Source organism: Labilibaculum antarcticum, from assembly GCF_002356295.1.
Lineage (GTDB): Bacteria > Bacteroidota > Bacteroidia > Bacteroidales > Marinifilaceae > Labilibaculum > Labilibaculum antarcticum.
Genome location: NZ_AP018042.1, coordinates 1912644 through 1938263, shown reverse-complemented (window position 1 = coordinate 1938263; position 25620 = coordinate 1912644). Strand labels below are relative to the sequence as shown.

The following is a 25620-nucleotide window of genomic DNA, read 5'->3' as shown; positions in this document are numbered from 1 at the left end:
ATAATTAAAAAATCACAGCTCATTTTTAGAAGAGTCCGTTTAGTTGAGCATCAATTTTGTTGATTACTTCACTCAAGTCTTTAGGGTTTTTCAGAAAATTAATGTTGTCCACATCAATAATCAGTAATTTCCCATTTTTATAGCCCGAAATCCACGCTTCATATCGCTCGTTTAAACGCTTTAGGTAATCCAAACGAATGGTTTCTTCGTAATCACGACCACGTTCCTGTATATGATCTACTAGTGTTGGAACCGAGGCTCTTAAATAGATTAAAAGATCAGGTGGCTGAACTAAAGCACTCATTATATTGAAAAGGGACAGATAGTTGTCAAAATCTCTTCGTGGCATTAAATTCATCGACTCCAAATTCGGCGCAAAAATGTAAGCATCCTCGTATATAGTCCTATCCTGAATGATGTCTTTTTTGGATTTGCGCAATGACAAAACCTGATTGAAACGACTATTCAAAAAATGAATTTGTAAGGCGAATGACCAACGTTTCATGTCATCGTAAAAGTCATTCAAATATGGATTTTCATCAACATCTTCGAAATGGGCTTCCCATCCGTAGTGTTTTGCTAATAATCCCGCTAGTGTAGTTTTACCAGCTCCAATATTTCCTGCAACTGCAATGTGCATATTTATGTTTACTTTGTGTAAAAAAGGCAACTAAAATTAAGAATATTTTTGAGGAATTCAATTGGGTAAATCGTCCATAAACTGCAGGTTGTTTTTAATCAAAGAGTTAGTGTTTTTATTGATATTGATTTTTTATTGGAAATGTACAAATTGTTGTTTTGAATGATGTATTCTCCCTCAAGTAAATTCTTTGATTTATAGATTAGTTTGTCTTCTTGTTCAAAAGATTGTAACAAGAAAACACCGGTATCAATAGTATAATAAAGATTGTTTTTAGATATCTGAAAATCTTTAATGCCAGTTACAGTAGTTTTTTTCTTGAATTGACCGTTGCGATCTAAATTCAGAATCCCCAAATCAGGATAAAGAAGGTATAAATTATTGTTGTATTCTAAAATTTTAGATGGAATTCGGTCTTCGTAGAAAGAGTTCAGCAAAATGCTCTCATTTATTTTCTTGCCATATTCAGAAATGTGAATTGCTTGATTGCTATTGCGGTTATAAATCCAAAATCCGCCATTGGGCGAAACGCAAACTAATTCAGTTTCGTTATCCGAGAATTCATATAAATCAATTTCATTTCCGATTTCAGCAAGATTACGGTCAAGGAATAAAATCTGATTGAAATCATTATAAAATACAAGAACTTGAAGAGGGTTTGTTACATCAATATAAGATATAGTACCCAGCATAGAATTTGAAAAAACAGTTAGCTTTTCCCCTTGAGAATTGAATTTGATAAGTTCAGAATTATTCACGACAAATATATTCCCCAGATTATCAATCGAAATAAAATCATGAATCTGATTGATCTGAACAATATTTTGAGGTGGAAACAAAAGAAAGAGCCAAAGAAGGAATTGCAGCATAAACGATTAGTTGTTTTTTTGAAGTAATTCCTCAATTAGATTGCGATTATTTGATAGGCGAGGCACTTTGTTTTGTCCGCCTAATTTCCCTTTTTCTTTCAGCCATTGGTAAAATAAACCTGGTTTTGCAATGGTAATATGTGGTTTTTCAAGTGTAATGTTCTTGTATCTTTTCGCCTCATAATCAGAGTTTACACTCATCAAGGCATTGTCAAGAACAAAATTGAACTCATCCATATTATCAGGCATTTTTTCGAATTCGATCAGCCATTGGTGAGTCCCTTTCTGATTTGAAGCCATAAATATCGGAGCTGCAGTATACTCTTTAATGATAGAATTAGTTTTTTCGCAGGCTATTTGCATTGCTTTTTCGGCATTATCAATAATTAATTCTTCTCCAAAGGCATTAATAAATAGTTTTGTTCTGCCCGATATTTTAAATTTAAAGGGTTCTTTTGATGTAAACTGAATGGTATCACCAATTTGGTAACGCCATAAGCCACCGTTAGTTGTAATAATTATTGCGTAGTTTGTGTGAAGGTTAACATCTTCCAAGCTAATGGCTTTTGGATGATCATCATCTAAATTTTCAACTGGAATAAATTCATAATAAATACCATAATCCAGCATTAAAAGCATCGAATCATCAAAAGGATCATCCTGAATTCCAAAAAATCCTTCAGAAGCATTGTAGGTCTCCAGATAGTTCATGTTAGTTGAAGGAAGTATTTCCTTAAACTGTTCGCGATAGGGATTGAAGCTAACACCTCCATGAACAAATAGTTCCAGATTGGGCCAAATTTCGTGGATGTTATTTTTTCCCGAAACGCTTAAAATATGTTTTAACAGAACCAGAAACCAGGAGGGAACACCAGATAAGCTGGTCACATTCTCGTTTAATGTGGCTTCTGTCATTCTGTTCAGTTTTTCTTCCCACTCATCCATTAGCACAATAGAGGTATCGGGTGTTCTTATAAAATCAGCCCAAAAAGGAAGATTTTGAATGAGAATTGCTGACAAATCACCGTAGTAAGAGTCATTGTTGATGTTATTAATCTGATGACTTCCTCCAAGCGTTAATCCTTTTCCTTTAAAGATTCCCGTTTCGGGGAAACGCGAAGTGTAAATGGCTAAAATATCTTTACCGCCTCTAAAGTGACAATCCTCTAGAGCTTCTTTGCTTACAGGAATAAATTTACTTTTCGAATTGGTTGTGCCCGATGATTTAGCGAACCATTTTATTTCAGATGGCCAGAAAATATTTTGTTCACCGTTCCTAAGTCGATTGATATAAGGTTCAATATCTTCATAGGTCTGCACCGGAAGTCTTTCTTTGAATTCAGAAAGAGTGTGAATACTTTTAAAATCATACTTTTTTCCCCATTCAGTATTCGTAGCCTGTTCAAGTAATTGCGTGAGGGTTTCTTTCTGAGTTTCAATCGGATGATTTTTAAAAAAATCGATCTGAGAGAGTCTTTTCATATTCAACCAGCTAACAAGAGAATTTATTAAAGCCATATTTTAAAAGTTTAACTTATTTAAATATAAATAAATTTTAGGTTAGGTTTTCTTTCTTATCCATTTATTATACTTCAGTTATGTTGGTTTTTCGTTATATTTGGTGATCATTGTTAAACATAGAAACGCATCACAAATGAGTATAATTGATATATTAATAGGTATTCCGTTGCTTTGGGCAATGGTTAAGGGGTTTAAGAATGGTTTTATCTTTGAAGTAGCCACTCTGATCGCTTTAATTTTAGGTATTTATGGAGCGATCCATTTTTCCGATTTTACGGCTCAATTCATAAGGGATCGTTTTAACTACAATTCTGAATACATGGGCTACATCTCATTTGGAGTCACTTTTGTTGTCATCGTAATTATTGTGAATATTATTGGCAAGCTACTTAATTCTTTTATTGAAGCAATTGCTTTAGGAATGTTTAATCGAATTTTAGGCCTGGTATTTGGCCTGATTAAGGGGATTCTAATCATTGGTATTGTTGTTTATTTTGTTGATTACGTAGATAAAAAATTCAAATTCATTTCAGATGAAAAAAAGGAGGATAGCTACCTGTACAAACCAATGACAACTGTTTCTGAGACTATGTTTGATTTATTTAATTCAGATTTTAGTGAAACCAAAGATAAGATTAGAGAAAAAGTGAAAAAAGAACTTCCGCTTGAAGTGTAATGAAGGAAACCATTAAGAAATACATCCAACGACTTCCCAAGCGGAAAGTTGTTCATTTCGAAGGCTTTTGTGCTAATTGCCAACATCCTGTAAGTGGAAGTTACTGCTCAAATTGTGGTCAATCAGTTAAAGATTTTCACCGTCCTTTTTTTAGTGTTCTTTCCGATTCGTTGGGAGATGCTTTATCTATTGATAGTAAATTTCTGCATACTCTTTTGCCTTTATTTATCCGGCCAGGATACCTAACTAAAGAGTTTATGAAGGGGAAAAGGGCCAGATATACTCCGCCCTTTCGTTTGTATTTATTTCTTACTTTTTTTGCTTTTTTATTGCTTTCACACAACCATAAGCCGGAAACCGATTCAGAAAAAAACTTAACATTTAAGAATGATAAAGGAAAGGAAGTTCAATTCTTGTCTTATTTTGATAAGATATTAGATAAGGACTTAATTGAAGGTGATAGTTTGGGCATGGATAGTCTGACCAAAGACTTAGATCAGGAAAACAAGATTACTATATTTAATACAGATATTGATTCAGTTTCTGAAGTAGATACAATACCTTCACCAATATACGTAAAGAGTGGAGGCAAAATTATAAATAAAGAACTGAAGAATCTGATTAATATGTGGCGTTTGAATCCAGCAATGATGCTGGATAATGTTTTCAAGAAACTTTCGCAAACGCTGCTAATTGTATTTCCTGTATTTGCCTTGTTTTTGGCTCTTTTTTACATCCGCAGGAAACATTATTTATTGGAACATTTACTGATATCACTAAATCTCCATTCTTTTATTTTTGTGATTGTAATACTTAGCGAGTTGTTGATAATGACCAATATCGAGTTTGTACAACCCATGGCTTTTTATGTCTATTTATTGATTCCCTTACAACTGTTTTTGGCCTTGAAATTTTATTATCAGCAATCCTGGATAAAAACGATTGTGAAATTTTTCATGCTTTCGTTTATTTATAATATTTTATTGATCTCAGGGATTTTATATAGTTTGATTTCATTAGCTCTTGAATAGAAAAAAATAGAGCAGTAATAAAATGGTAAAATTCTTATCTTTGCCATTCAAATAGAAAATTGATAATTAGATTCCTATTTAGGAAATTAAATACAGAACAAATGAATTTTATTGAGGAACTCCAGTGGCGGGGCATGATTCACGATATGATGCCTGGAATAGAAGAACAACTTGCAAAAGAATTAACGTCAGCTTACGTAGGTATTGATCCAACGGCAGATTCTCTGCACATTGGACACCTTGTTGGTGTGATGATGTTAAAACATTTTCAGGTAGCAGGACACAAGCCGATTGTTTTGGTAGGTGGTGCAACGGGTATGATCGGAGATCCTTCGGGAAAATCGCAGGAAAGAAATTTGTTGGATGAAAAAACTCTTCGTCACAATCAGGATTGCCTGCGTGCGCAACTTTCAAAGTTCATGGATTTTGATTCAGATGCTGTAAATGCCGCCGAAATGGTAAACAATTACGATTGGATGAAGGATTTTACCTTTCTTGATTTTATTCGTGATATTGGAAAGCATCTTACCGTAAATTACATGATGAGTAAGGATTCTGTAAAGAAAAGATTAAGTGCAGATTCTAAATCGGGAATGTCTTTTACTGAATTTACCTACCAATTGGTACAAGGAACCGATTTTTTAGAGTTGTACCGAACTAAGAATTGCAAATTGCAAATGGGTGGTTCCGATCAGTGGGGAAACATTACCACAGGAACGGAATTGATTAGAAGGAAAGAAAGTGGAACAGCCTTTGCAATCACTTGTCCGTTAATTACAAAAGCAGACGGAGGAAAGTTTGGGAAAACAGAATCAGGCAATATTTGGTTGGATCCTAAACGTACTTCTCCTTATAAATTCTATCAGTTTTGGTTGAATACTTCCGATGAGGATGCCGCTAAATATTTGAAGATATTCACCTTGCTACCTAAAGATGAGGTCTTTGCTTTGATTGAAGAGCATCAGGAAGCTCCTCATATGAGAAAATTGCAACAGCGACTTGCTAAAGAGGTAACAATAATGATTCACTCTGAAGAAGATTACAATACAGCTGTTGAAGCATCTCAAATTTTATTTGGAAAAGCGACTGCTGATGTATTGAGAAAATTGGATGAGGAGACCTTCTTATCTGTTTTTGAAGGAGTGCCTCAATTTTCTGTTAGTAAGTCTGAATTTGACAATGGTATTGATGTTTTGGAACTTTTGGCAGTAAAAACGGATGTTTTCCCATCGAAAGGTGAATTAAGAAGACTTTTTCAGGGAAATGCGATCAGTATTAATAAAGAAAAAGTGCAGAATTCTGAAATGATAATCACAAAAGAACATCTGATTGCAGATAAATATTTTCTGGTTCAAAAAGGTAAAAAGAATTATTTCCTTGTAGTTGCTTGCTAGTTTGCTATCTATCAACTATTTTTAGTACATAAAACTAAATCACGAATTTAAATTAAATTATATGAAATTCTTAAAGTATGCTCTTATCGTTCTGTTCTCAGTTGGAATAATGAGTTGTGGTAGTAGTGGTGGCGATGATGAAGAAAAGGAAGATACGGTTGCTCCTACACTTACAATTACTAGTCCTACAACAAGTACAAAAGTTGCTGCTGGTGCAAATTTAAGTGTCAACTTTACAGCAGCAGATAATGTGGCATTGGCATCTTATACTGTTACAGTATCATATACCGGTGCTAAATCAGTAAAAACAGTTCAAGAGTTTAGTTTCAACAGTATTTCGGATACTGACGCAGCTGGTAATGCTCTGCCTTCAATTTCTGGAGCTTCCAAAATAATAAGCTTTAATATTGCAGTTACTGATATTGCTAAGCCTGGAGCCTATAAATTATCTGTTACAGTTAAAGATACTGCAGGTAAGTCAACTACAAAAGATATATCGTTTGAAATAGAATAATAAGAACTTATTCAAATTTGAAAAGGATCGGCATTAGCCGATCCTTTTTACATTTGTGGAGATTTAAATTCTATGCCGAATAGCGATATGTCATCAATTACGGCTTTGTTCTTTTTCCCAATATCAATATGATGTTTCAAATCGGTAAAGGTATCCTCGATACTTTTTTGTGTGGCAAACATATTTGTTAAGAACTGAACACCGACTTCCATTTGATCATTTCGTTCCAATTCTATTAATCCATCGGTATAACAAAGTAATTTTGAATGCTCATTTATGGTGATTTCGCCAACTGATATGGCTGGAATTTCATCAAGCATCCCCAAACCAATACATCCTATTTTTAAAAGTGTAGTTTCCCCTTTTTCAAAATTGTAAAGAAGTGGTGGGTGATGGCTGGCATTCACATATTTTAATTTTCTGGTGGTGTAATTGTAAATCCCAATAAAAAAGGTTAGGAATTTTTCACTGCTGGAATTGTCACACACTTTTTGATTCAATTGAACCATGAGTTCGTCGAGTGGAGTTTCAGGACGGAAAAGAGCTCTCAATGTAGCCTGGAAATTAGACATGATTAGAGCCGCAGGAATTCCTTTTCCCGAAACGTCACCAATGCAAAAGCCCAATTCCTGATCGTTAAAGTTGATGAAATCGTAATAATCACCACCAATTTCAAAATGTGGCTGATAATATCCGCAAGTAGAAACATATTGATTTTGTGGCAGAGAACTTTGATTTGGAATTAGTAGGCTCTGAATTTTTGAAGCCAATTCCATTTCCTTCTTAAAAGCCTCTTGAATCAGTAATTTTTTGTAGAGGCGTTTGTTCTCCATTGCCACAATAATAATGTTAGAAATGGTTTGAATGAAGCTAAGGTGACGAATTGCAGGACTCATTCCCTCCATTTCTTCATCAATATCACCAATTAGAATGTAAGCAAGTACAGAATTCTTATGGAATACCGGAATAATAAAATCAAAAGACCAAAACACTTCTGGCAATTCCCTTGATATATAAGTTATCTCAGAAAAGTTACTGAGATGTTTCTCAATCTTGATTTTATCAATACATTCTTTGCTTATTCCTGATACGAGTAATTTTTCCCAGCGCCTATTAAATTTATAAACAGCAATTTTCCCAATCTTTAGTTCATTAAACAGAATATTCTTGTACTGCTCTAAAAGTTCATCAATCGATAAGTTCTCATTAATCGCTTGAGTTATTTTGAGAATAAGGTTGAGCTTAAATTTACTATTTACAGATTGTTGCTTAATCACGATATAGGATTTATGTTCTATGCTAATTTAGGAATTATCAAATCACCAGCCAATGAGAAAACTAAAAAAAAAAAAGGATTCCATAAAGAATCCTTTTTTGATGATGAGTTTATGAAAAACTATGCTTTTACGCGTTCAGAATAAGAACGGTCACGTGTGTCAATTTTAATTAAATCGCCAGTGTTAATAAATAATGGAACCATAATAGTAGCACCAGTTTCAACAGTTGCAGGTTTCAAAGAAGAAGTCGATGAACTATCTCCGCGCAAGCCTGGTTCTGTATAAGTAACTTCCATTACTACATGAGCAGGAAGATCAACATACAATGGTGTTTCCGTATCTGCATGAAAAACAGCTTCAACAGTATCACCTTCTTTTAAAAGATCAGGTGAATTAAACAATTCTTCAGCTAAAGCAATTTGCTCATATGTTTCTGTATGCATTAAATTGTACCCCATGTCATCTTTGTAAAGAAATTGATGAGGGCGTCTTTCAATACGAGCGATGTCAATTTTCACACCAGAGTTAAACGTATTATCAATAACCTTACCTGTTTTAACATTTTTCAGTTTTGTTCTAACGAAGGCAGGACCTTTACCTGGTTTTACATGTTGGAATTGTGTAATGGTATATAAATCTCCTTTGTACTGAATACACATTCCATTTTTAAAATCTGTGGTAGATGCCATGATATAATATTAATTTTTAAAAATCATTTTTAACGAAAGAAAAAGTTTTCCCTATTGAGATTTGCAAAAATAGGCTAAACAATTAATATACTGAAATATTACGAGGCTTTGTTTGAAATAGATACCGCAAAAGCAGAAGTAAATTAGTCGTTATCGATGATTGAATCATACGAGAAATCCGAAAAGTTTGTCAAGTCGCAACGCAAAGAGCCAATGAAAAGATCGAATTGTACACGAACAGGAATTCGGTTTGCATCGGCTGATACCCAAATCGTCATGTCATCTTCGTCTTTAAATGCTCTGCCTGTTGCCACAATCGGAATAAACTTGTAGCATTTTATGTCTCCAATTTTACTGTTAATTGTTTCGTATCCCATAAATCGAAACTGAAGAAGAAATAATTCATCTGAAAAGTGAGTTTGAATTTTTACAACTTGACCAACTTTTAAATTTGAATTGAAATGATTGGCTCTGGCAAAGTAAAAAGCTGATAATATATCATGTATTCCTTCCGGGACTTTATGAATTCCAGAACGTGTAGAGTTTACCTCGTTCTTTTCCCTATCAAATACGATCTCGGTATATCTTTTGTAATTGCCTTCCCGGATATCCCGAATGGCTTTTACAGGAAGCAAGGTTTCAGGAGAAATAAAGCTCTCGTATGTGTCTTTGACCTTATAAAGCGTATTAAATAGTCCTACAGTTTTACCCGTTAGAGTAGCATGATACAGATCTTGACCATCTATGTTTTCAATTCTTACTTTTAAGCTCGCCTTTCCGCCTCGAATAATTCCATAATGTATAATATATCTTAAATTTTCTCCTTTTTCGCTATCCTTAATAGGAAAATCGGCCAACGAAATTGTGTGGCTTACAAAAATCAGAAGAATACTAAGAGAGAATTTATACATATTTATTATTGTTAGTTCTTATTTAAAGATATTCTTTTTAGAAGTAGTAGCTACAAAATCTTTCAAATAAAAAGGCTCAAAATAGGCTACATCTTCAAATTCCTTATTTTGAAATTTTATTTCAGCCAGCTTTATCATTCCTATCGCTGATGTTGTTATACTATCAATAAAGATGCCATTTTTACTTTTGATCACTTCTTTACATTTGGATGAACCATCTCCGAAGAAAACAATTTCCCGTTCAGAAAGTTCATTCGAATAGGAATTTTCATCAATGATATCAGCAGAAATATCTCTAATTAATTCATTTTTGTTATTGAAAAATGCAGTGTAAACTTCCATTCTTCGCGCATCAATCATAGGACAGTAATAAGCCTTTTCGGGATTGTTTATTTGAGCAAGCACATCAGTATTGTCAAGCAATGGTTTTGTCATTGCCTGCAAGGTGTTAATTGCGATAAGAGGCAGGTTTGCACCGTAACAAATTCCTTTGGCTGTTGAAACGCCAATTCGTAAGCCTGTATAAGAGCCGGGTCCCATGCTAATAGCAACTCCGTCTAAATCGGCTGGTGTAAAATTATTTTCCTTTAAAATGTTTCCAATAAAAACGGTGAGGTGACTTGCGTGTTTCATTCCTTCTTTGGTCTCCTTAAGAGCCAATAAATCACCATCTTTTCCTAATGCAACAGAACAAACTGCTGTTGATGTCTCGATATGTAAGAGTAATGCCATTTGATATATTTTTAAATCAATGCAAAATAAAGGATAAAATAGGAATTGTGAACGATAACAATTGAAATATATGCAATTGCAGGCTTCAAATTAATTAAAATTGAATAATACCATCCTATTTCTAAGACAATTAACTAATAGGGAACACGTACGGTGTAAAAAAAGCCCCCAACCATTAATTGGTTGAGAGCTTTCTCGAATTTGAAACTTGACTATAAATTTATTTCGATACCATTATAGAAATCTAGAATTTTGGTTCGGAATATGTATTCGTATTTCGCTTGCAGTAAATCTGATTTTGATTTAAAAAGATTGTTTTTTTCCTGATTGTAATCTACAGAATTAACCAAGCCTAAGTTGAATTTTTCTTCGGTATAACGGAAGGCTTCTTCGGTTGAAGAAACTGCTGTTTCACTAGAGAAAAACTTTTTCATAGCAGCCTTTGCATTAGCATGTGCCTGTTGAATATCTTTTCGAAGAGTGTTTTTAGAGTTCTCCATATACAATTTGGAACGATCGATGTTTATCTTTGCATTGCTAATGTTTCGATTTACAATACCACCATTAAAAATGGGAATACTCAAGTTGAAACCAAAGCTTTTTGATTCAAATAATTTAAGTTGATCGTTAAGCTTCATTTCTTTTCGGATAATCAGTGGACTTCCGTCTAAAGCAATGCCATATTCAGGTTGGTTTCTTCGATAGCCTGAATTCCATGATCCATACATAGATAAAGTTGGAGTACGTTGACCTTTTGCAATAATCAAACCTTTCTCAGAACTTTCCAAACGGTATTGTGCGGCTTTCATCTCAGGTCGGAAAGTTAAAGCATTAACGAAAACAGATTCGGGGTCAGCCATCGATCTGGTTGCATTTAAAACCGGAAGTTCAGGAGTTGCAATATCAAACGCTTGAGTGTCTTTTAAATCTAATAGCTGTGCAAGGTCAAGTAAAGCAATATCAAGCCCATTTTGTGCATTCACAACCGCAAGGTCTTCCCGTGCAGCCTGTGCTTTCTGTTCCATTAAAGTGCCTTTAGGTAAGGTTCCTGCTTCTACCAATACTTCTGTTCTGTTAATTTGAAGCTCAGTAACCTTTAGTTGCTCATGTGCAACCTGAAGAAGCTCTTTTTTGAATAAGATATCCAAAAAGTAGGATGTGATATTCAGGGCTAAATCTTCTTTTGCCTTTTCAACATCTTGTAAATTGGCTTTAAGATCCAATTCGTTTTGCTTTACTGAATTCCACTTTTGAAAGCCACTAAATAGAGTAACATTCGATGAAATTCCAAGAGAACCGGTTTGACTGTTTGCGTTCTCATAAGTATTGTCAGCTCTTAATGACCGTCCATAGTTAAAGTTGTAGCTTGTGCTACCATTTAAAATTGGTAACAAATCAAGTTTGGATTGTTTGGTATTGTTTGCCTGAACATCAGCATCCAGTTTTTGCAACTTAAGATTGATGTTGTGTTCCTTTGCATGAGTAATGCATTTTTCCAAATTCCATAATTCCTGCGCATAAATGCCGGAAAAGGAAAAGGCAAAAACAAGGACAAGTAATAATATCTTTTTCATGTGTCTATTTATTTTTTGATCCGATAGAACTAGTTTTTCGTCATTAAACTAATAATGAAAGCTTGAAGATGGCCAAATTGCTTTTGTAATGTAAAGCCAATCAAAAGAAACTTTATTTTACTCTTCTTTTTTCTCTTCTTTTATTTTGTCAATTTTTTTCTTTTTGGCTCCTTTAAGCTTATCGTCTTTGGTGATACCGTCTAAAACTTCAATGTTGATACCATCCGAAAGACCCGTTTTAATAAATCTCTTTTCGAATATTTGTTCAGAAGTTTCTACTTCAACAAAAGTTGAATCATTTTTAAACTCCAAAAGACTTTCGTTCACAGTCAATACTTTTTCTCTTTTATCCAAAACAATTTCGGCATTTGCGCTGTATCCCGAACGGATAAAGAAATCTTTACGAAGCTTAACCGAGGCTTTGATTTCGAATTGAATGGCACCATTCTCTTCCACACCTTTTGGTGAAATATATTCCAAATGAGCATCAAATTTCATATCTTCAATAGCTCCAATGGTTAATTTAAGGTTCATTCCCTGAACAATTTTTCCAACTTCAGTCTCGTCAACTTTACCTTGAAAAATCATTTCGCCCATATCAGCAACAATAGCAACCGTGGTACCATCATTAAAAGTATTACTCTGAATAACCGAATTACCTTCTTTTACAGGAATATCCAGTATCATTCCTTCAATTGTTGAACGAATGATTGTATTTGTTTCTTTGGTGGAACTTTGGGTTACACCTTTCTTAATTAATTGAAGATTATCTTTAGCTGATTGTAATTCTTCTTTAGAATTCCGGAAAGACAATTGAGTTTTTTGGAAATCAGATTCTGAAATAACTTTTTTATCAAACAAAGCTTTGTCACGCTGATAATTAATCTCTTTGTCCTCGTAATTAATTTGGGCCACTTTAACTCTGGACTCAGCACTATTTAAATTAATCATATCAGGAATGATCTTTATTTTCGCAATAGGATCACCTTTTTTAATCATGTCCCCAGCCTCTACATACAAGGTTTCAATAATTCCGGAAACTCCCTGAGGTTTAATTGCGATTTCTTTTCTTGGAACAACAGATCCGGTTGCAACGGTCTTTTTAATAATATCTGTTATCTCAGGTGATTTTGTGTTGTAAATCACAGGCTTATCTTGCGACTTTTGGTATAGGAATACAATGGTTCCTACAAAAAGAAGGATAAAAAACACAACCAATACAATTCTAAAAACTTTTTTCATGACTAGTATTATTTTCGGATTATGAACTATTTTTTTTATTCGTATCTCAATGCATCAACGGGTTTAATTCTGATGGCTTTTAGTGCTGGTAATAAACCGGCTAATACGCCAAAGAAAGCTAAAACACCAAGTGCTATAAATGCAACATTAATATCAACATAAGGGTTTAATATCGGAATGTCTGAAACCCCTTCGGTCATTTTACCAATACCTTCAACGATAAGAACACCCAAAACCAGTCCCCAGAATCCCGCAAAAGAGGTTAGGAAAACCGCTTCATTTATGATTTGACCAACAACTTCAACGGGACGTGCACCAAGGGCGCGTTTAATCCCAAGTTCTCGGGTACGTTCTTTTACTACCACGTGCATAATATTGCTAACTCCAATTATGCCTGTTAGTAAAACACCAAAGCCAATTACCCAAAACAGGAATCCAATGCTGTCAAAAAGGCCGAATATTTTGTTGAACATCTTGGCAATATTAAAATTACCAATGGCTTGCCTGTCATCAGGATCAATGCTGTGTCGCCGAGCTAATATTGAAAAAATACTATTTTGAAGCTCATCAACCGACTCACCAACTTTAGCTGTTGCTATAAAAGAGTAAAATTTATCTCCTCTGTTGTACAGGCGTTGAAGTGTTGTAAATGGCATTTGAATAAAATCATCTTGATTACCCATACTTTGGCTTAATGGTTTAACCGTTCCAACAATTTTTAAATAGATGCCGTTTACTTTTAGATATTGACCAATTGGTTCTTCATCTTTTTCGAACATTAATTCTTGAACTCTTGGACCAATGGTGATTACCTTTCGGTATTCTTTCAAATCATTTTCATTGATAAAGCGACCCGCTGTAACATCAACAGGATTTACCATATTCATCTCTGGAGAGGTTCCTCTGATTCTAAAGTTTCCTTTTTTGTCTGTTCTAAACGTATTATTTGTAGCATTGCCACTCCATCCTTCAATTTGTGGTGCAATATTTTTTAATTCAGGAACATCTCTTTTAATTGCGACTATATCTGTATTTGTAAACTGATAAAATCGATTTCGGGGCAATCCTTTATAGGCTTTTGTTGTTCGTTGCACCCAAAAAACAGTTGAATTGGTTGCGAAATTTCCTAAAGAAGATTGAATATTATTTTGAAAACCTCTACCAATTCCTAGTAGTGTTACGAGAATTAAAATCCCGAACATTACTCCCAAACTGGTAAGTATGGTTCTTAGTTTATTTTTTTTAAGTGCGGCGGTAATCTCCTGCCATTTATCCAAATCGAACATTTGCTGATCGTTTTATTAGTCTGGTTAATTATTCGTCTCTTAATGCTTCTATTGGTCTAATTCTAGCCGCTTTTCTGGCCGGGAAAAATCCTGCCAAAGCACCGGTTATAACCAATACAATGGTTGCTCCAACTGCGACCCCCAAATCTACTTGTGGATTTATGAAATAGATTGCTGCAGGAGGATATATTTTGTAAATAAGATCAAATTTGGTGATCATTTCAAGCAGTCCAACACCAGCAATTAATCCGATATAGCCAGAGGCCGCTGTTATAAATATTGCCTCCATTAATATTAGCCCAACTACTGATTTTGGGGATGCCCCAATTGCTTTTCTTACTCCAATTTCTTTGGTTCTTTCTTTCACAACAATCATCATAATGTTGAATACTCCGATTGCTCCGAGTACAATGGTGAAAGTTCCAATAATCCATACAAACATTTCTATAGCTGTAAAAATGGACGCAAAGGATTGAGAGCCTTCAATGTTATTTCGAATCCATAAAGCACTTTTGTCCTCTTTGCTAAATCCGTGTTTGGCAGCCATTTGGTAGGTGACTTGTTGTACCACATTTTTGCTTTCTTCTACGGAAATATCGTTTAAAGTGAAGGAGATTCTTTGAAGATGATCGTTGTTATTGAAAACCTTTTGAGCAACCGTTATAGGAATGTAAATTTCTCTTGAATTATCATCAAAGCTAGGCTGATGAAAAACACCAACGACTTTAAATTTAATGCCGTTAATTGTGATCAATTTGCTGATTGCTGTTTCCTTTGGGAAAAGTACTTCCTTAACAACATCTTGAATTGCAACAACTTTTCTATTTTCTTTAATGTCTTTCTGGTTTAAAAAACGACCTTTCAGAATATCAAAGTTTTTAATTTCTTTATAGGTATCGTGAACAGGAGAAACATTAAAGTTTCCGAAATTGCTTTTATAGGATATGGTTTCGGCACCCGGAATGTAAGACATGGCCGAAATAACATCTAGTTTTTCGATAGATTTTTTTATGTTCAGATAGTCGTCATTCACCATCTGAATTCTTTTCCCTTCAGGAGTACCTTTGTATGCTTTAGTTGTTCTTCCACCATAAATTTGCATACTGTTGGTCGCATCTTGAGCAAAAATATCAGTCATTCCATTTCTAAGACCTCTTCCGGCACCCAAAAGAAAAATCAACATGAAAATACCTGTTGCCACCGAAAATCCGGTCAGAACAGTTCTGGTTTTATTTTTACTAATGGTACTAAATATTTCTTGCCATTTATCTCTGTCGAACATAGCTTTATTCTAGGCGTTTAGGTTTAGGTTGTATTATTGCTGAGGAACTTTTATAGACTCCATACTATTGATTTTTTTATTCTCAATAATTGATTCAATTCTACCATCTTTTAGATTAATAATCCGATCGGTCATATGGGCAATGTCATTTTCGTGTGTAACAATAATAACGGTGATTCCCGATTGATTAATTTCTTTTAAAAGATCCATCACTTCAATTGATGTTTTTGAATCTAAGGCACCGGTAGGTTCATCGGCTAAAATAATCTTTGGTTGGGTGATCATCGAACGGGCAATGGCAACTCTTTGCTTTTGACCACCAGAAAGTTCATTTGGCATGTGTTCCGCCCAATCTTTCAGTCCCATTTTATCCAGATACTCCAAGGCTATTTTATTTCTCTTTTTTCTTGCAACTTTTTGGTAATACAATGGGAGGGCAACATTTTCCATTGCATTTTTAAAAGAGATCAGGTTAAAAGATTGAAACACAAATCCGAGGAGATTATTTCGAAGCTTAGCAGCTTTGGTTTCACTCATTGATTTTATTTCCTGCTGATTTAAAATATACACTCCTTCATCATGATTATCTAAAAGACCAAGTATATTAAGAAGCGTAGATTTTCCAGACCCGGATGAACCCATGATAGAAACTAATTCGCCTTCCTTTATATGCAAATCAATCCCCTTTAAAACATGTAGTTTATTAGTACCGGTAATATACGATTTGTGAATGTTTTGTAATCGAATCATAATAGTCAGTCGTGTTAAAAATAAATCTCTATACAATATTAATATTAAATTATGTTACTGCAAACAAAATTAGATAAACGTGTTTATTAATCGACAAACCAGCAATTATTACTGATAATGTCGTATTGTAAACGATAAAATAAATAAAGATAATATTCACCTCAAATTAGTGCTATTTAATCAATTGGTATGCCATAGAGTTAATCACTCTGATAATTAAAGCGTTGCGATTTTAATGATTTGTGCGGAATGCTTGATTGTGTCCACTTATATTACATTAAGTGTACGATAATGTACGGTTATTCATGTACTGAATGGATGATTACGGGTCTATAATCTTAATAAATGTGAATAAATACTAAGGGATTAGAGCAAAGTGAAAATTTAATGTAATTTTAGATTCTTTAAATGGAAAAAATGAAGTGGAATAGTTTACTCTCAGCAAAACGCTTTGGTCAGGAAGACCAATTTTCTTCTGTTCAGCAGAAAGATATTAGATCTCAATTTCAACGCGATTACGATCGATTGATATTTTCATCTCCTTTTCGACGCTTGCAAAATAAAACACAAGTATTTCCTTTGCCCGGGAGTATTTTTGTGCACAATAGATTAACGCATAGTCTTGAGGTTTCCAGTGTTGGGCGGTCTTTAGGGAATGCACTTGCGGATAGGCTTATTCAATTAAATTTAGTTGATGATACTCTTTTAATTAAAGAAATTGGGAGCATTGTTGCAGGAGCCTGTTTGGCTCACGATTTGGGTAATCCTCCATTTGGTCATTCGGGAGAGAAGGCGTTATCTCATTTTTTCTCTGATGGGAAAGGAAAAGAATTGCAAGACAGATTTACTTCGGATGAGTGGTGTGATTTGACCAATTTTGAAGGAAATGCGAATGCTTTGCGATTGTTAACTCATGCATTTAACGGCAGAAGAAAAGGTGGCTTTGCCTTAACCTATTCGAGCATTGCTTCTGTTGTGAAATATCCTTGGGAAAGCAATAAAATAGAGATTGTTAAGAAACGAAAGTATGGCTTCTTCCAGGCAGAAAAGGCCGACTATATTAAAATTGCTGAGGAGCTGGGAATTCCTGAATTGTCATCGGGAATATTTGCACGTTTCCCATTGGTTTATTTAGTTGAGGCCGCAGATGATATTTGTTATCAGATTATGGATATTGAGGATGCTCACAAACTAAAAATACTAAGTACCGATGAAACGATGGAATTACTTCGGAGTTTTTATCATCCCCATAAGGATAAAGATATTCTGAACCGAATTGAAGAAACTTGCCTGGAGGTTACTGACATTAATGAGCAAATCGCATACATGCGAGCAGGAGTTATTGGAAAACTAATTTCGGAATGTGTAAATGTATTTGTTGATAATTATGACTTGATTATGGAGGGGAAATTTCAATCAAGCTTAATTAAAGAGATCGATGAAATTTCTTTATCGGCTTATAAAAGATGTACGAAAGTTGCTGTTTCGCGAATCTATCGTCATCGATCGGTTGTTGAAATAGAATTAGCTGGGTATAAAATATTGGGCACTCTTTTGGATGAGTTCGTTACTGCGGTTTTGGAACCTGAAAATTTTTATTCTAAGAATCTGCTTTTCCTAATTCCTGAGCAGTATCGAGTAAATGGAGAATCTGAATATGAGAAAATCATGTCGATACTAGATTTTGTTTCTGGAATGACCGATGTTTTTGCTTTGGATTTGTATCGAACCATAAAGGGGATAGAATTACCTGGAATCAATTAATTTTTTTTGTAAAAGGGTATTCTAAAATTGACTTTAAATGTATAAAATGAGAAAAATATTTACTTTATTAGTCTTGCTTATTTTTGTTTCACCAGTTGCATTCGCGCAAAGCGATTGGGTGAAATCCGGATCTGTAAAATCGAAGATTAGCTTCGAATGTCCTGAAAATCCAATTGTTCAGAATAAGGAGTTGAATGGAATAAAAATTGAGGTTTTTAGTTATAAAGATGCGGCAACTGTGTATGGTGTTGTTGCTTCAGATTTTTCGGGTGTTGGTTTGGATTTTACTTATTCCGATCCGACCGAATATTATCAGGAAATGAAGGAGGGGAGTCTTCTAACAGGGAATGCTGTTTTAATTTCAGAAACCTCGGTTGCTTATCAGAAAATGTTAGGGAAGGAAATTGTTTACACCGTGTTGGTTGGAGAGCACGAGTATACCTACTACAAACGATTCTTCTTTCGGGGGAAATTCATTTATCAGATTGCTATTGGTGGTCCATCGAGGATGAAACAATTTTTAAATGATAAAAGGAACTTGTTTTTTAATGCTGTAGAGTTCACAGATTAGTAATAATCACCTCAATTATTCATTAACATTACGTGAATGTAAACTGAAAATACGCTTTTAAAAACCCATATTACGTAATTATTAAATCGTACCCAAACCCCTTGATTTTATCCATTAATCCTCTTAAATTTATGTTGTTATAAAAACAATAAAACAATAAGGGCATGAAGATTTTAAAAATGATTAAAGCGATGTTCTCCTTTTCGAGAGATGAGGATTTTGTGGTGGTTGATTTAACTACAAAAATGATTCAGTCGATGAATTCCAAGGACTGGGGTAGATTATCGGATAAAAAGAATTTTATGGTGATAAAATAAGCATTGTTCCGCATTGACTTATTTTAAATTGCGACCAATCGAATATTAATTTCTTTTGGTTTTATTATGCGTGCTTTAGCTTTTCCTTTTTTTTTATAATTTCGGTTGCAACCGAATTTTTTTTTGCCCAATAAATTCTATCTAGAGAATTTTCAAATCGGTCTTAATTTTCATTCCACAGTCGATCAATACTTCTTGAGTATAACAACTTTGTGATTTTAGTATTTTCAGAAATTATATTTTAAGACCTCCTTTTTTCTTTATCTACAGGGAACCTTTTATCTTGCTTATCGTCTTTAAAGGGAGGATGAAACTCTTGTTTTATTCAAATCAGGTAAGCAGGATTTTTACAAATGGGGTGTTTTTTTATTTCATAGTGCATTCTTTTTGAAACAAATAGTAGCCTGCAACATTAGGATTATTAAGGTGTTGGAGGATTTCGAACCTTCTTTGGAAGATTTTAAACGTCGGACTAAGGTGCTGGAGTTAAACTTGTAGAAGAAGAAAAATCGCTTGCTACGCAAAGGTTTGAAATTATTGTTCTGGCCAGATCATTAAAACAAATCTAAGTAAAAGGTATTTCTTCTGCTTTCACTAGTTGATGTTGAAATGATTTCAATAATCCTATTCTAATCTAATTACTAAAAGATGAAAAGAAAACTTAATTTATTACTCTTAATGCTTGTTCTGAGCATTACTGCTTATTCACAGCAGATGGTAGTATCGGGTAAAGTAGTAGTCAAAGAATCCCGGGAGCCTCTACCAGGTGTTACAGTTATTGAGAAAGGGACTACAAATGGTACAACTACCGATATGGATGGTAATTATTCCATTAACGTATCAGGAAATGGTGTTTTACTTTATTCGTTCATTGGTTTCGAAACCGTAAGCCAAGAGGTTAAAGGACAATCTTTAATTAATATTGATCTTAGCGAATCTTCAATTGGATTGAATGAAGTTGTAGCAGTTGGTTATGGTGTAATGAAGAAGAGTGACGTTACTGGTTCGGTTGTTTCCATTAAAGGAGAAACAATGGAGGACCAGCCATTTGCTGGTATCGATCAGGCTCTTCAAGGTCGTGTTTCTGGAGTAACAGTTACCCAAAACTCCGGTGCTCCAGGTGGAGGTGTTTCTTTGCGTGTGCGTGGTATTACTTCATTAACCGGAAACAATGAACCATTGTATGTTATTGATGGGGTGCCTTTACAAGGTAATTCAAATAATACTTCTTATTCATTCTCTTCTTTAGGAGGGGGTAGTGGACAGACAAAAGTAAGTGCTTTGTCTAGTATTAACCCTTCAGATATTGAATCGATTGAAGTATTGAAAGATGCTTCGGCTTCGGCAATTTACGGATCTCGTGGTGCTAATGGAGTTGTTTTGATTACAACCAAGAGTGGTAAGAAAGGAAAATCAAAAATATCATATGAAGGTTATTACGGTGTTCAGCAAGTTGGAAAATATGTTGACGTAATGAATTTAAAAGAATACGCTGAATACTATGCGGATGTATTAACAACACAAGGTAAAGATGTTCCTTATGAATTTCAAAATCCTGAGTTGTTGGGAGAAGGAACTGATTGGCAAAAAGAAATTTTTCGTGCGGCTCCAATTCAAAACCATCAGGTTTCTGTTTCAGGAGGAAGTGAGAAAACTAAATTTTATACTTCATTAAGTTATTTTGATCAGCAAGGTATTGTAATCAATTCAGATTTTCGCAGGTTTTCAACTCGCTTGAATTTAGATCATCAGGTGAACGATTGGATTAAAGTTGGAAACAATGTTTCGATGAGTAATTCTAAAGAACACATTACTTTGAATGATGATGAAGCTGGTGTAATTAGTTCTGCATTAAGACAATCTCCAAATATTCCGGTTACTTATTCTGACGGAAGCTGGGGTGGACCAACCGATGGAATTGGTGTTGGAAATGGTAGAAATCCGGTAGCTTGGTCGGCGATCAGAAATAGTGAATTAGAGCGTTATAAAATTAATGGAAACTTTTTTCTTGATTTAACTTTAGCCGAAGGCTTAACATTAAGAAGTGAAATCGGTTACGACTTCAATTTAAATAAGACAAGTGTATTCAATCCTACTTACGAAATTGGTAGAGAAACCAATGAAATCAGTACTTCTTCAAAATCCAGCAGTGATAGTTTCTTTTGGGTGTTGAAGAACTATTTAAACTACCTAAAATCTTTTGGTGATCATTCAATCAATGCAATGGTTGGTCATGAGTCTCAAAAGTCAACTTGGGAGAATTTAAGTGGTGCAAGAACAGGATTTCTAACCAATGATATCACAGCATTAAATGCGGGTGATGCCTTAACAGCAACCAATGGGAACTCAATGGGAACTCATAGTATCGAATCTTATTTTGGTCGTTTTAACTATGGTTTCAACGGAAAATACTTAATGACAGCAACACTTCGTGCTGATGCGTCATCAAATTTTGGATCAAATAATAAATGGGGATATTTCCCATCATTTTCCGGAGCTTGGGTCCTTAGTAAGGAGTCTTTTATGGATAATGCTTCTGATGTGTTGAACTATGCAAAGTTACGTGTAGGTTACGGTGAAGTAGGAAATCAGGACATTGGAGGATATGCTTATGGCGCAAGTCTAAGAAGTATCACTACTGTTTACGGTACTGGTTTCTCACAAGCTAACATTGCAAATCCTGATGTGAAATGGGAGTCAACAAGATCAACCAATATTGGTATAGAACTTGGATTCTTGAATAACAAAATCAAATTGGATCTTGATGTTTACAAAAAGACTTCGAAAGATTTCTTGTTTCCTCAGCCACTTCCAAGTTATTTAGGAGCAATGAATTCAGCTTCTTATATGGGACTAACACCTCCAATGGTGAATTTGGGTGAAATGGAAAATAAAGGAATAGATATTTCTTTAACAACCAGAAACATAACTAAACCTAACTTTACCTGGTCATCAACATTTGTTTTCTCTACTTATAAAAATGAGTTGATTAGCATGAACAGTGACGAAGGAGCAATATTTCAAACTTTTGAATTCAATAACACATTGACTAAAACAGCAGAAGGAGAAGCTGTTGGCCAGTTTTACGGATATCAGGTTGATGGAATTTTTAAAGATGAGGCTGACGTAAATTCAAGTCCGTCACAAGGCGATATAGGCGAAGTAAATGGTGTTTGGGTTGGAGATATCAAATTTAAAGATATCAACGAAGATGGTAAAATTGATGATGCCGATCGTACTTTTATCGGTAATCCTCACCCAGATTTTACGTACAGTATCTCGAATGAAATGTCATACAAAAACTTCGATTTCTCCTTCACATTACAAGGATCTGAAGGAAATGATATTTACAACTGGACTCGTAAGTTAACCGAAGGAATGAAAGAGGTTACCGGTAATCAGGCTCAAACGGTAGCTAATCGCTTTGTTGCAGGAGTAAATGAAGATACCAACATTCCTCGTTTCGCATTTGGCGATCCTAATAACAACAGTAGAGTTTCTGATCGTTTTGTTGAGGATGGTTCATTCTTGAAAATTCAGAACGTAACACTAGCTTATTCTTTTAACAAGAAACAATTGGCAAGATTCTCTTATATCAACAAGTTAAGAATTTACGCTACTGTTCAGAACCTATACACATTCACTAACTACTCGGGTTACGATCCTGAAATTGGTGCTTACAACCAAAACTCACTGTTAATGGGAGTTGATAATGGTCGTTATCCTGTTCCACGTACATTTATGATGGGTGTTAATGTTGAATTCTAAATCTACTTGTTTACGTCAAAAAATTACAATCATGAAAAATAAAATAATTATAATATTTCTCCTTTTTCTTTCGGCGTCATGTTCAGAAAGCTTTCTGGACAATGCACCTGAAGATTCATTGGTAGTTGATAATTACTACAATACCAATGAGCAGGTAATGAGTGCGGGATCACCCCTATACGGATATCCTTGGTTTTACTTTAACGAGAAATTCTTGATTTGCGTTGGAGATAATTACAGCGGAAATTCAACAGGAACCTATTCTGACATTGCTCAGTTTACTTTGTTCTCTGTAAATCAGGGAAATCAATTTGCAACCGAAGGATGGGATGCTCTTTACAATGTAATTGGAACAGCTAACACATTACTTCACAATTTGGATACTAAAGTTTCGGCTGATGTTGATGAAGAGGTAATTGAAGCCGTTCGTGGTGAAGCTTATTTTATGAGAGCAACAGCCTATTTCTACTTGGTAAGAACTTGGGGTGCTGTGCCTATTATTCACGATATGAGTCAGTATAACGCCGAAGCAGATGTGTACAGAAACACTGTTGAGGATATCTATACTTTTATCTTGAACGATTACAACAATGCAGTAAGCAGAGTTCCTGTACAAAGAGCAGATAGCGATGCTGGTAGAGTGATTCAGTCGGCATGTAATGCTATGATGGCTAAGGTGTATTTGACTTTAAAAGATTATACCAATGCAAAAGCAAAAGCCGAATTGGTAATTAATTCTGGAATTCATGGTTTGTTGGATAATTATGGTGATGTTTTTCATCCTCGTAACAATAACAGCCGTGAGTCTATTTTCGCTTTACAGTGGGTTGCTAACCAAGGTTGGGGAACTCAAAATGTAAGTCAAGCCTATTTAGCCGCTTCGCCAAAATTAACCAATGCCGGTGACGGTTGGGGAACTTTTCAGCCAAGTATCGATTTTCAAAATGCATACGAAGCTGGTGACTTAAGAAGACACGAAACCATTATGGAACCAGGCGATTTCTATCCTGATTTGGTAACTTCTGAAGGTGGATATACAGTTCCTTCTGCTGGAATGACAAGTACTATTGCCGGTTGGAGAAAATATGTTGTTGGATCTAAAGATGAGTGGGCAGATGTTGGTTTCATGTCAACAAACTTGAACACTAATATCATGCGATATGCAGAAGTATTGTTAATTCATGCTGAAGCGATTTTGGGAAGCAGTGCTTCAACTACCGATTCAAAAGCATTAGAATCATTCAATGCAGTGAGAAAAAGAGCAGGTTTAGCAAATAAAGCTTCTTTGACATTCGATGATATTCTTCAGGAAAGAAGAATGGAATTAGCTGTTGAAGGTAAGTATTGGTACGATTTAGCTCGTATGGATAGAACAAAAGCTTTGGCTATCCTTTCAAATCAGGAAAGAGGAGATTATAATGATGGAGATTACAATGACATCATTACTCGAAAAGTGACTCCTTCTGCAGGTGATTTCTTATTGCCAATTCCAGGTTCCGAAGCAGATTTGAACCCACTATTGTTAGAAGAACCAGTTCCTTTTGATTTTAACAACTAAAAGTCTCCAATTATGAAATTTAAATATAAAATGAACAATATCATTAGCGCGGTAGTCGTGCTAATGGTAAGTGTCTTGAGTTATTCTTGTGATGATGACTCAAGCTTAAGTCCTGTTGTTGATGTGATGGTTTCGGAGGATACCGATTTAAATATAAATTCGGGTTTGCCAAACGATTTGATCATTGCTGAAGGAAACGATCTTCAAAATGTGAAAACGGTTACATTTAAGGCGCTTAGTGCGCCCGAAGAAAGCATTGTTGATGTAGTATTCAATCCAGTATTGAATTCAAATTTAGCGATCATGTTCAAGGTTCCTTTTGACGAAACGAAAGGTTCTGAGTTTGGAACACAGCTAGTTACTATTACCAACAAGGATGGTGCTGTAATTACTCATGATTTTACAATTATTCAACCGGAACCAACAATTGGTGTTTTCTCACCAGAGCGACCTAAAGCTAACGAAACGGTAAGTATTTCAGGAGAGTGGTTTCAGAATGTAGTTTCTGTATCATTCGCAGGAAGTCAGGTAGAATTTACAATGGTTTCTTCAACTGAGATTTCGATGGTAGTGCCTGATGGAACAGTTCTGGGAGCTGACGTGACTATCGTGACTGCTGCGGGTGAAGTTTCTGCTTTTCTTGATGTAGACATAGGATACAATGTGTATTTGGTTGCCGATTTTGATGGAGGCGGATTGCGTCCAAGTAACAATTGGGTTGCCTACGGTGATGCAGGTTCTTTAGATTATATCACTGGAGGTCCAACAGGAACATTCGCTGAATTTAAGTGGTTAGGCGATACTTCTAATGGATACAATGGTTGTCAGTCGGATGCTGCTGAAACAATGGTGGTAGAGTCCAATCCTGAAACAGTTAGATTTCTAATCGATGTTAACTGTAATGGTGCGATTGGAACAGTAGCTGAATTTCTACTTGTTGACCGCGATGGTGGCAACTGGGCATTCCGTCACACATTTACAGAGGATGGATGGCAAACAGTAGAAACTCCGGTTTCAGCATTCGGTGCAAGTTACGATCCGGATAACCAGAGTAGTGGTGATGTAGATCCAACACAAATTAATCAAGTTAAAGTTACTATAGCAGAATGGGGAGCCAATCCTTCAACTGTACAGTTTGATAATATTCGTTTTCACGGATACTATTAGAGATTAGTTTTTCAGGCTTGCGTCATGGGTTGCAAGCCTGATTTTCTTTTTATTAATTTTTTAAAGATCATGAAAATGAAAACAGCC

22 protein-coding genes are annotated in these 25620 nt (G+C 35.0%); 10 read left to right on the top strand and 12 right to left on the bottom strand.

What is annotated here, in order from left to right:
* Positions 1-25: 25 nt before the first annotated feature.
* The 3 genes from ALGA_RS07540 to ALGA_RS07530 form a co-directional block, all read right to left on the bottom strand.
* On the bottom strand, positions 26-640 hold the full coding sequence (locus ALGA_RS07540; RefSeq protein WP_096428746.1) for a deoxynucleoside kinase: 615 nt from the start codon (positions 638-640) through the stop codon (positions 26-28).
* A gap of 98 nt (positions 641-738) precedes the next feature.
* A complete protein-coding gene (locus tag ALGA_RS07535; protein ID WP_096428745.1) occupies positions 739-1509 on the bottom strand; it encodes a hypothetical protein in 771 nt (256 codons plus the stop codon).
* 6 nt (positions 1510-1515) lie between these two features.
* Positions 1516-3027 carry a GH3 auxin-responsive promoter family protein gene (locus tag ALGA_RS07530; protein WP_096428744.1) on the bottom strand — a complete coding sequence of 504 codons (1512 nt, stop codon included), beginning with the start codon at positions 3025-3027 and terminating at the stop codon, positions 1516-1518.
* A gap of 136 nt (positions 3028-3163) precedes the next feature.
* On the opposite strand from ALGA_RS07530, the gene ALGA_RS07525 reads away from it, so the two are divergent.
* The 4 genes from ALGA_RS07525 (at position 3164) to ALGA_RS07510 (ending at position 6645) form a co-directional block, all read left to right on the top strand.
* Positions 3164-3706 (top strand): CvpA family protein, encoded by a 543-nt coding sequence (locus ALGA_RS07525; RefSeq protein ID WP_096428743.1) that lies wholly within the window; start codon positions 3164-3166, stop codon positions 3704-3706.
* Complete coding sequence (locus ALGA_RS07520; RefSeq protein WP_096428742.1) at positions 3706-4737, top strand: DUF3667 domain-containing protein; 1032 nt, start codon at positions 3706-3708, stop codon at positions 4735-4737. Before ALGA_RS07525 ends, ALGA_RS07520 begins: the two co-directional genes overlap by 1 nt.
* A gap of 101 nt (positions 4738-4838) precedes the next feature.
* A complete protein-coding gene (tyrS, locus tag ALGA_RS07515; RefSeq protein WP_096428741.1) occupies positions 4839-6131 on the top strand; it encodes a tyrosine--tRNA ligase in 1293 nt (430 codons plus the stop codon).
* Between the two features lie 61 nt (positions 6132-6192).
* Complete coding sequence (locus tag ALGA_RS07510) at positions 6193-6645, top strand: DUF4625 domain-containing protein (RefSeq protein ID WP_096428740.1); 453 nt, start codon at positions 6193-6195, stop codon at positions 6643-6645.
* A gap of 47 nt (positions 6646-6692) precedes the next feature.
* On the opposite strand, the gene ALGA_RS07505 is transcribed toward ALGA_RS07510, so the two are convergent.
* The 9 genes from ALGA_RS07505 to ALGA_RS07465 form a co-directional block, all read right to left on the bottom strand.
* On the bottom strand, positions 6693-7922 hold the full coding sequence (locus ALGA_RS07505) for a PP2C family protein-serine/threonine phosphatase (RefSeq protein ID WP_096428739.1): 1230 nt from the start codon (positions 7920-7922) through the stop codon (positions 6693-6695).
* Positions 7923-8041: 119 nt separating this feature from the next.
* Positions 8042-8611, bottom strand: a complete 570-nt coding sequence (gene efp, locus ALGA_RS07500) for an elongation factor P (protein ID WP_096428738.1) — start codon at positions 8609-8611, stop codon at positions 8042-8044.
* Positions 8612-8754: 143 nt separating this feature from the next.
* Positions 8755-9522, bottom strand: coding sequence for a DUF3108 domain-containing protein (locus ALGA_RS07495; RefSeq protein WP_096428737.1), 768 nt, complete (start codon positions 9520-9522; stop codon positions 8755-8757).
* Positions 9523-9540: 18 nt separating this feature from the next.
* Positions 9541-10254: a tRNA (adenosine(37)-N6)-threonylcarbamoyltransferase complex dimerization subunit type 1 TsaB gene (gene tsaB / locus ALGA_RS07490; protein WP_096428736.1), complete on the bottom strand. Its 714-nt coding sequence runs from the start codon at positions 10252-10254 to the stop codon at positions 9541-9543.
* 212 nt (positions 10255-10466) lie between these two features.
* Positions 10467-11828 (bottom strand): TolC family protein, encoded by a 1362-nt coding sequence (locus tag ALGA_RS07485; protein ID WP_096428735.1) that lies wholly within the window; start codon positions 11826-11828, stop codon positions 10467-10469.
* A gap of 117 nt (positions 11829-11945) precedes the next feature.
* Complete coding sequence (locus tag ALGA_RS07480) at positions 11946-13070, bottom strand: efflux RND transporter periplasmic adaptor subunit (protein ID WP_096428734.1); 1125 nt, start codon at positions 13068-13070, stop codon at positions 11946-11948.
* A 35-nt stretch (positions 13071-13105) separates the two neighbouring features.
* Entirely contained in the window at positions 13106-14356 is a 1251-nt protein-coding gene (locus tag ALGA_RS07475; RefSeq protein ID WP_096428733.1) for an ABC transporter permease, read from the bottom strand.
* Between the two features lie 28 nt (positions 14357-14384).
* Positions 14385-15638, bottom strand: coding sequence for an ABC transporter permease (locus ALGA_RS07470; RefSeq protein WP_096428732.1), 1254 nt, complete (start codon positions 15636-15638; stop codon positions 14385-14387).
* Between the two features lie 33 nt (positions 15639-15671).
* Positions 15672-16388 carry an ABC transporter ATP-binding protein gene (locus tag ALGA_RS07465; protein WP_096428731.1) on the bottom strand — a complete coding sequence of 239 codons (717 nt, stop codon included), beginning with the start codon at positions 16386-16388 and terminating at the stop codon, positions 15672-15674.
* 417 nt (positions 16389-16805) lie between these two features.
* Between ALGA_RS07465 and ALGA_RS07460 the strand changes: the two genes are divergently transcribed.
* The 6 genes from ALGA_RS07460 (at position 16806) to ALGA_RS07440 (ending at position 25533) form a co-directional block, all read left to right on the top strand.
* Positions 16806-18152: a deoxyguanosinetriphosphate triphosphohydrolase gene (locus tag ALGA_RS07460; RefSeq protein WP_096433492.1), complete on the top strand. Its 1347-nt coding sequence runs from the start codon at positions 16806-16808 to the stop codon at positions 18150-18152.
* 46 nt (positions 18153-18198) lie between these two features.
* On the top strand, positions 18199-18723 hold the full coding sequence (locus ALGA_RS07455) for a hypothetical protein (RefSeq protein WP_145957583.1): 525 nt from the start codon (positions 18199-18201) through the stop codon (positions 18721-18723).
* A gap of 164 nt (positions 18724-18887) precedes the next feature.
* Entirely contained in the window at positions 18888-19040 is a 153-nt protein-coding gene (locus tag ALGA_RS22930) for a hypothetical protein (protein ID WP_153244841.1), read from the top strand.
* Positions 19041-19688: 648 nt separating this feature from the next.
* The gene (locus ALGA_RS07450; RefSeq protein ID WP_096428729.1) at positions 19689-22808 is read left to right on the top strand and encodes a SusC/RagA family TonB-linked outer membrane protein; all 3120 of its coding nucleotides are present in this window, start codon (positions 19689-19691) and stop codon (positions 22806-22808) included.
* Between the two features lie 31 nt (positions 22809-22839).
* Complete coding sequence (locus tag ALGA_RS07445) at positions 22840-24366, top strand: RagB/SusD family nutrient uptake outer membrane protein (protein WP_162845399.1); 1527 nt, start codon at positions 22840-22842, stop codon at positions 24364-24366.
* Positions 24367-24378: 12 nt separating this feature from the next.
* Positions 24379-25533 (top strand): IPT/TIG domain-containing protein, encoded by a 1155-nt coding sequence (locus tag ALGA_RS07440; RefSeq protein ID WP_096428727.1) that lies wholly within the window; start codon positions 24379-24381, stop codon positions 25531-25533.
* The last annotated feature ends 87 nt before the right edge of the window (positions 25534-25620 follow it).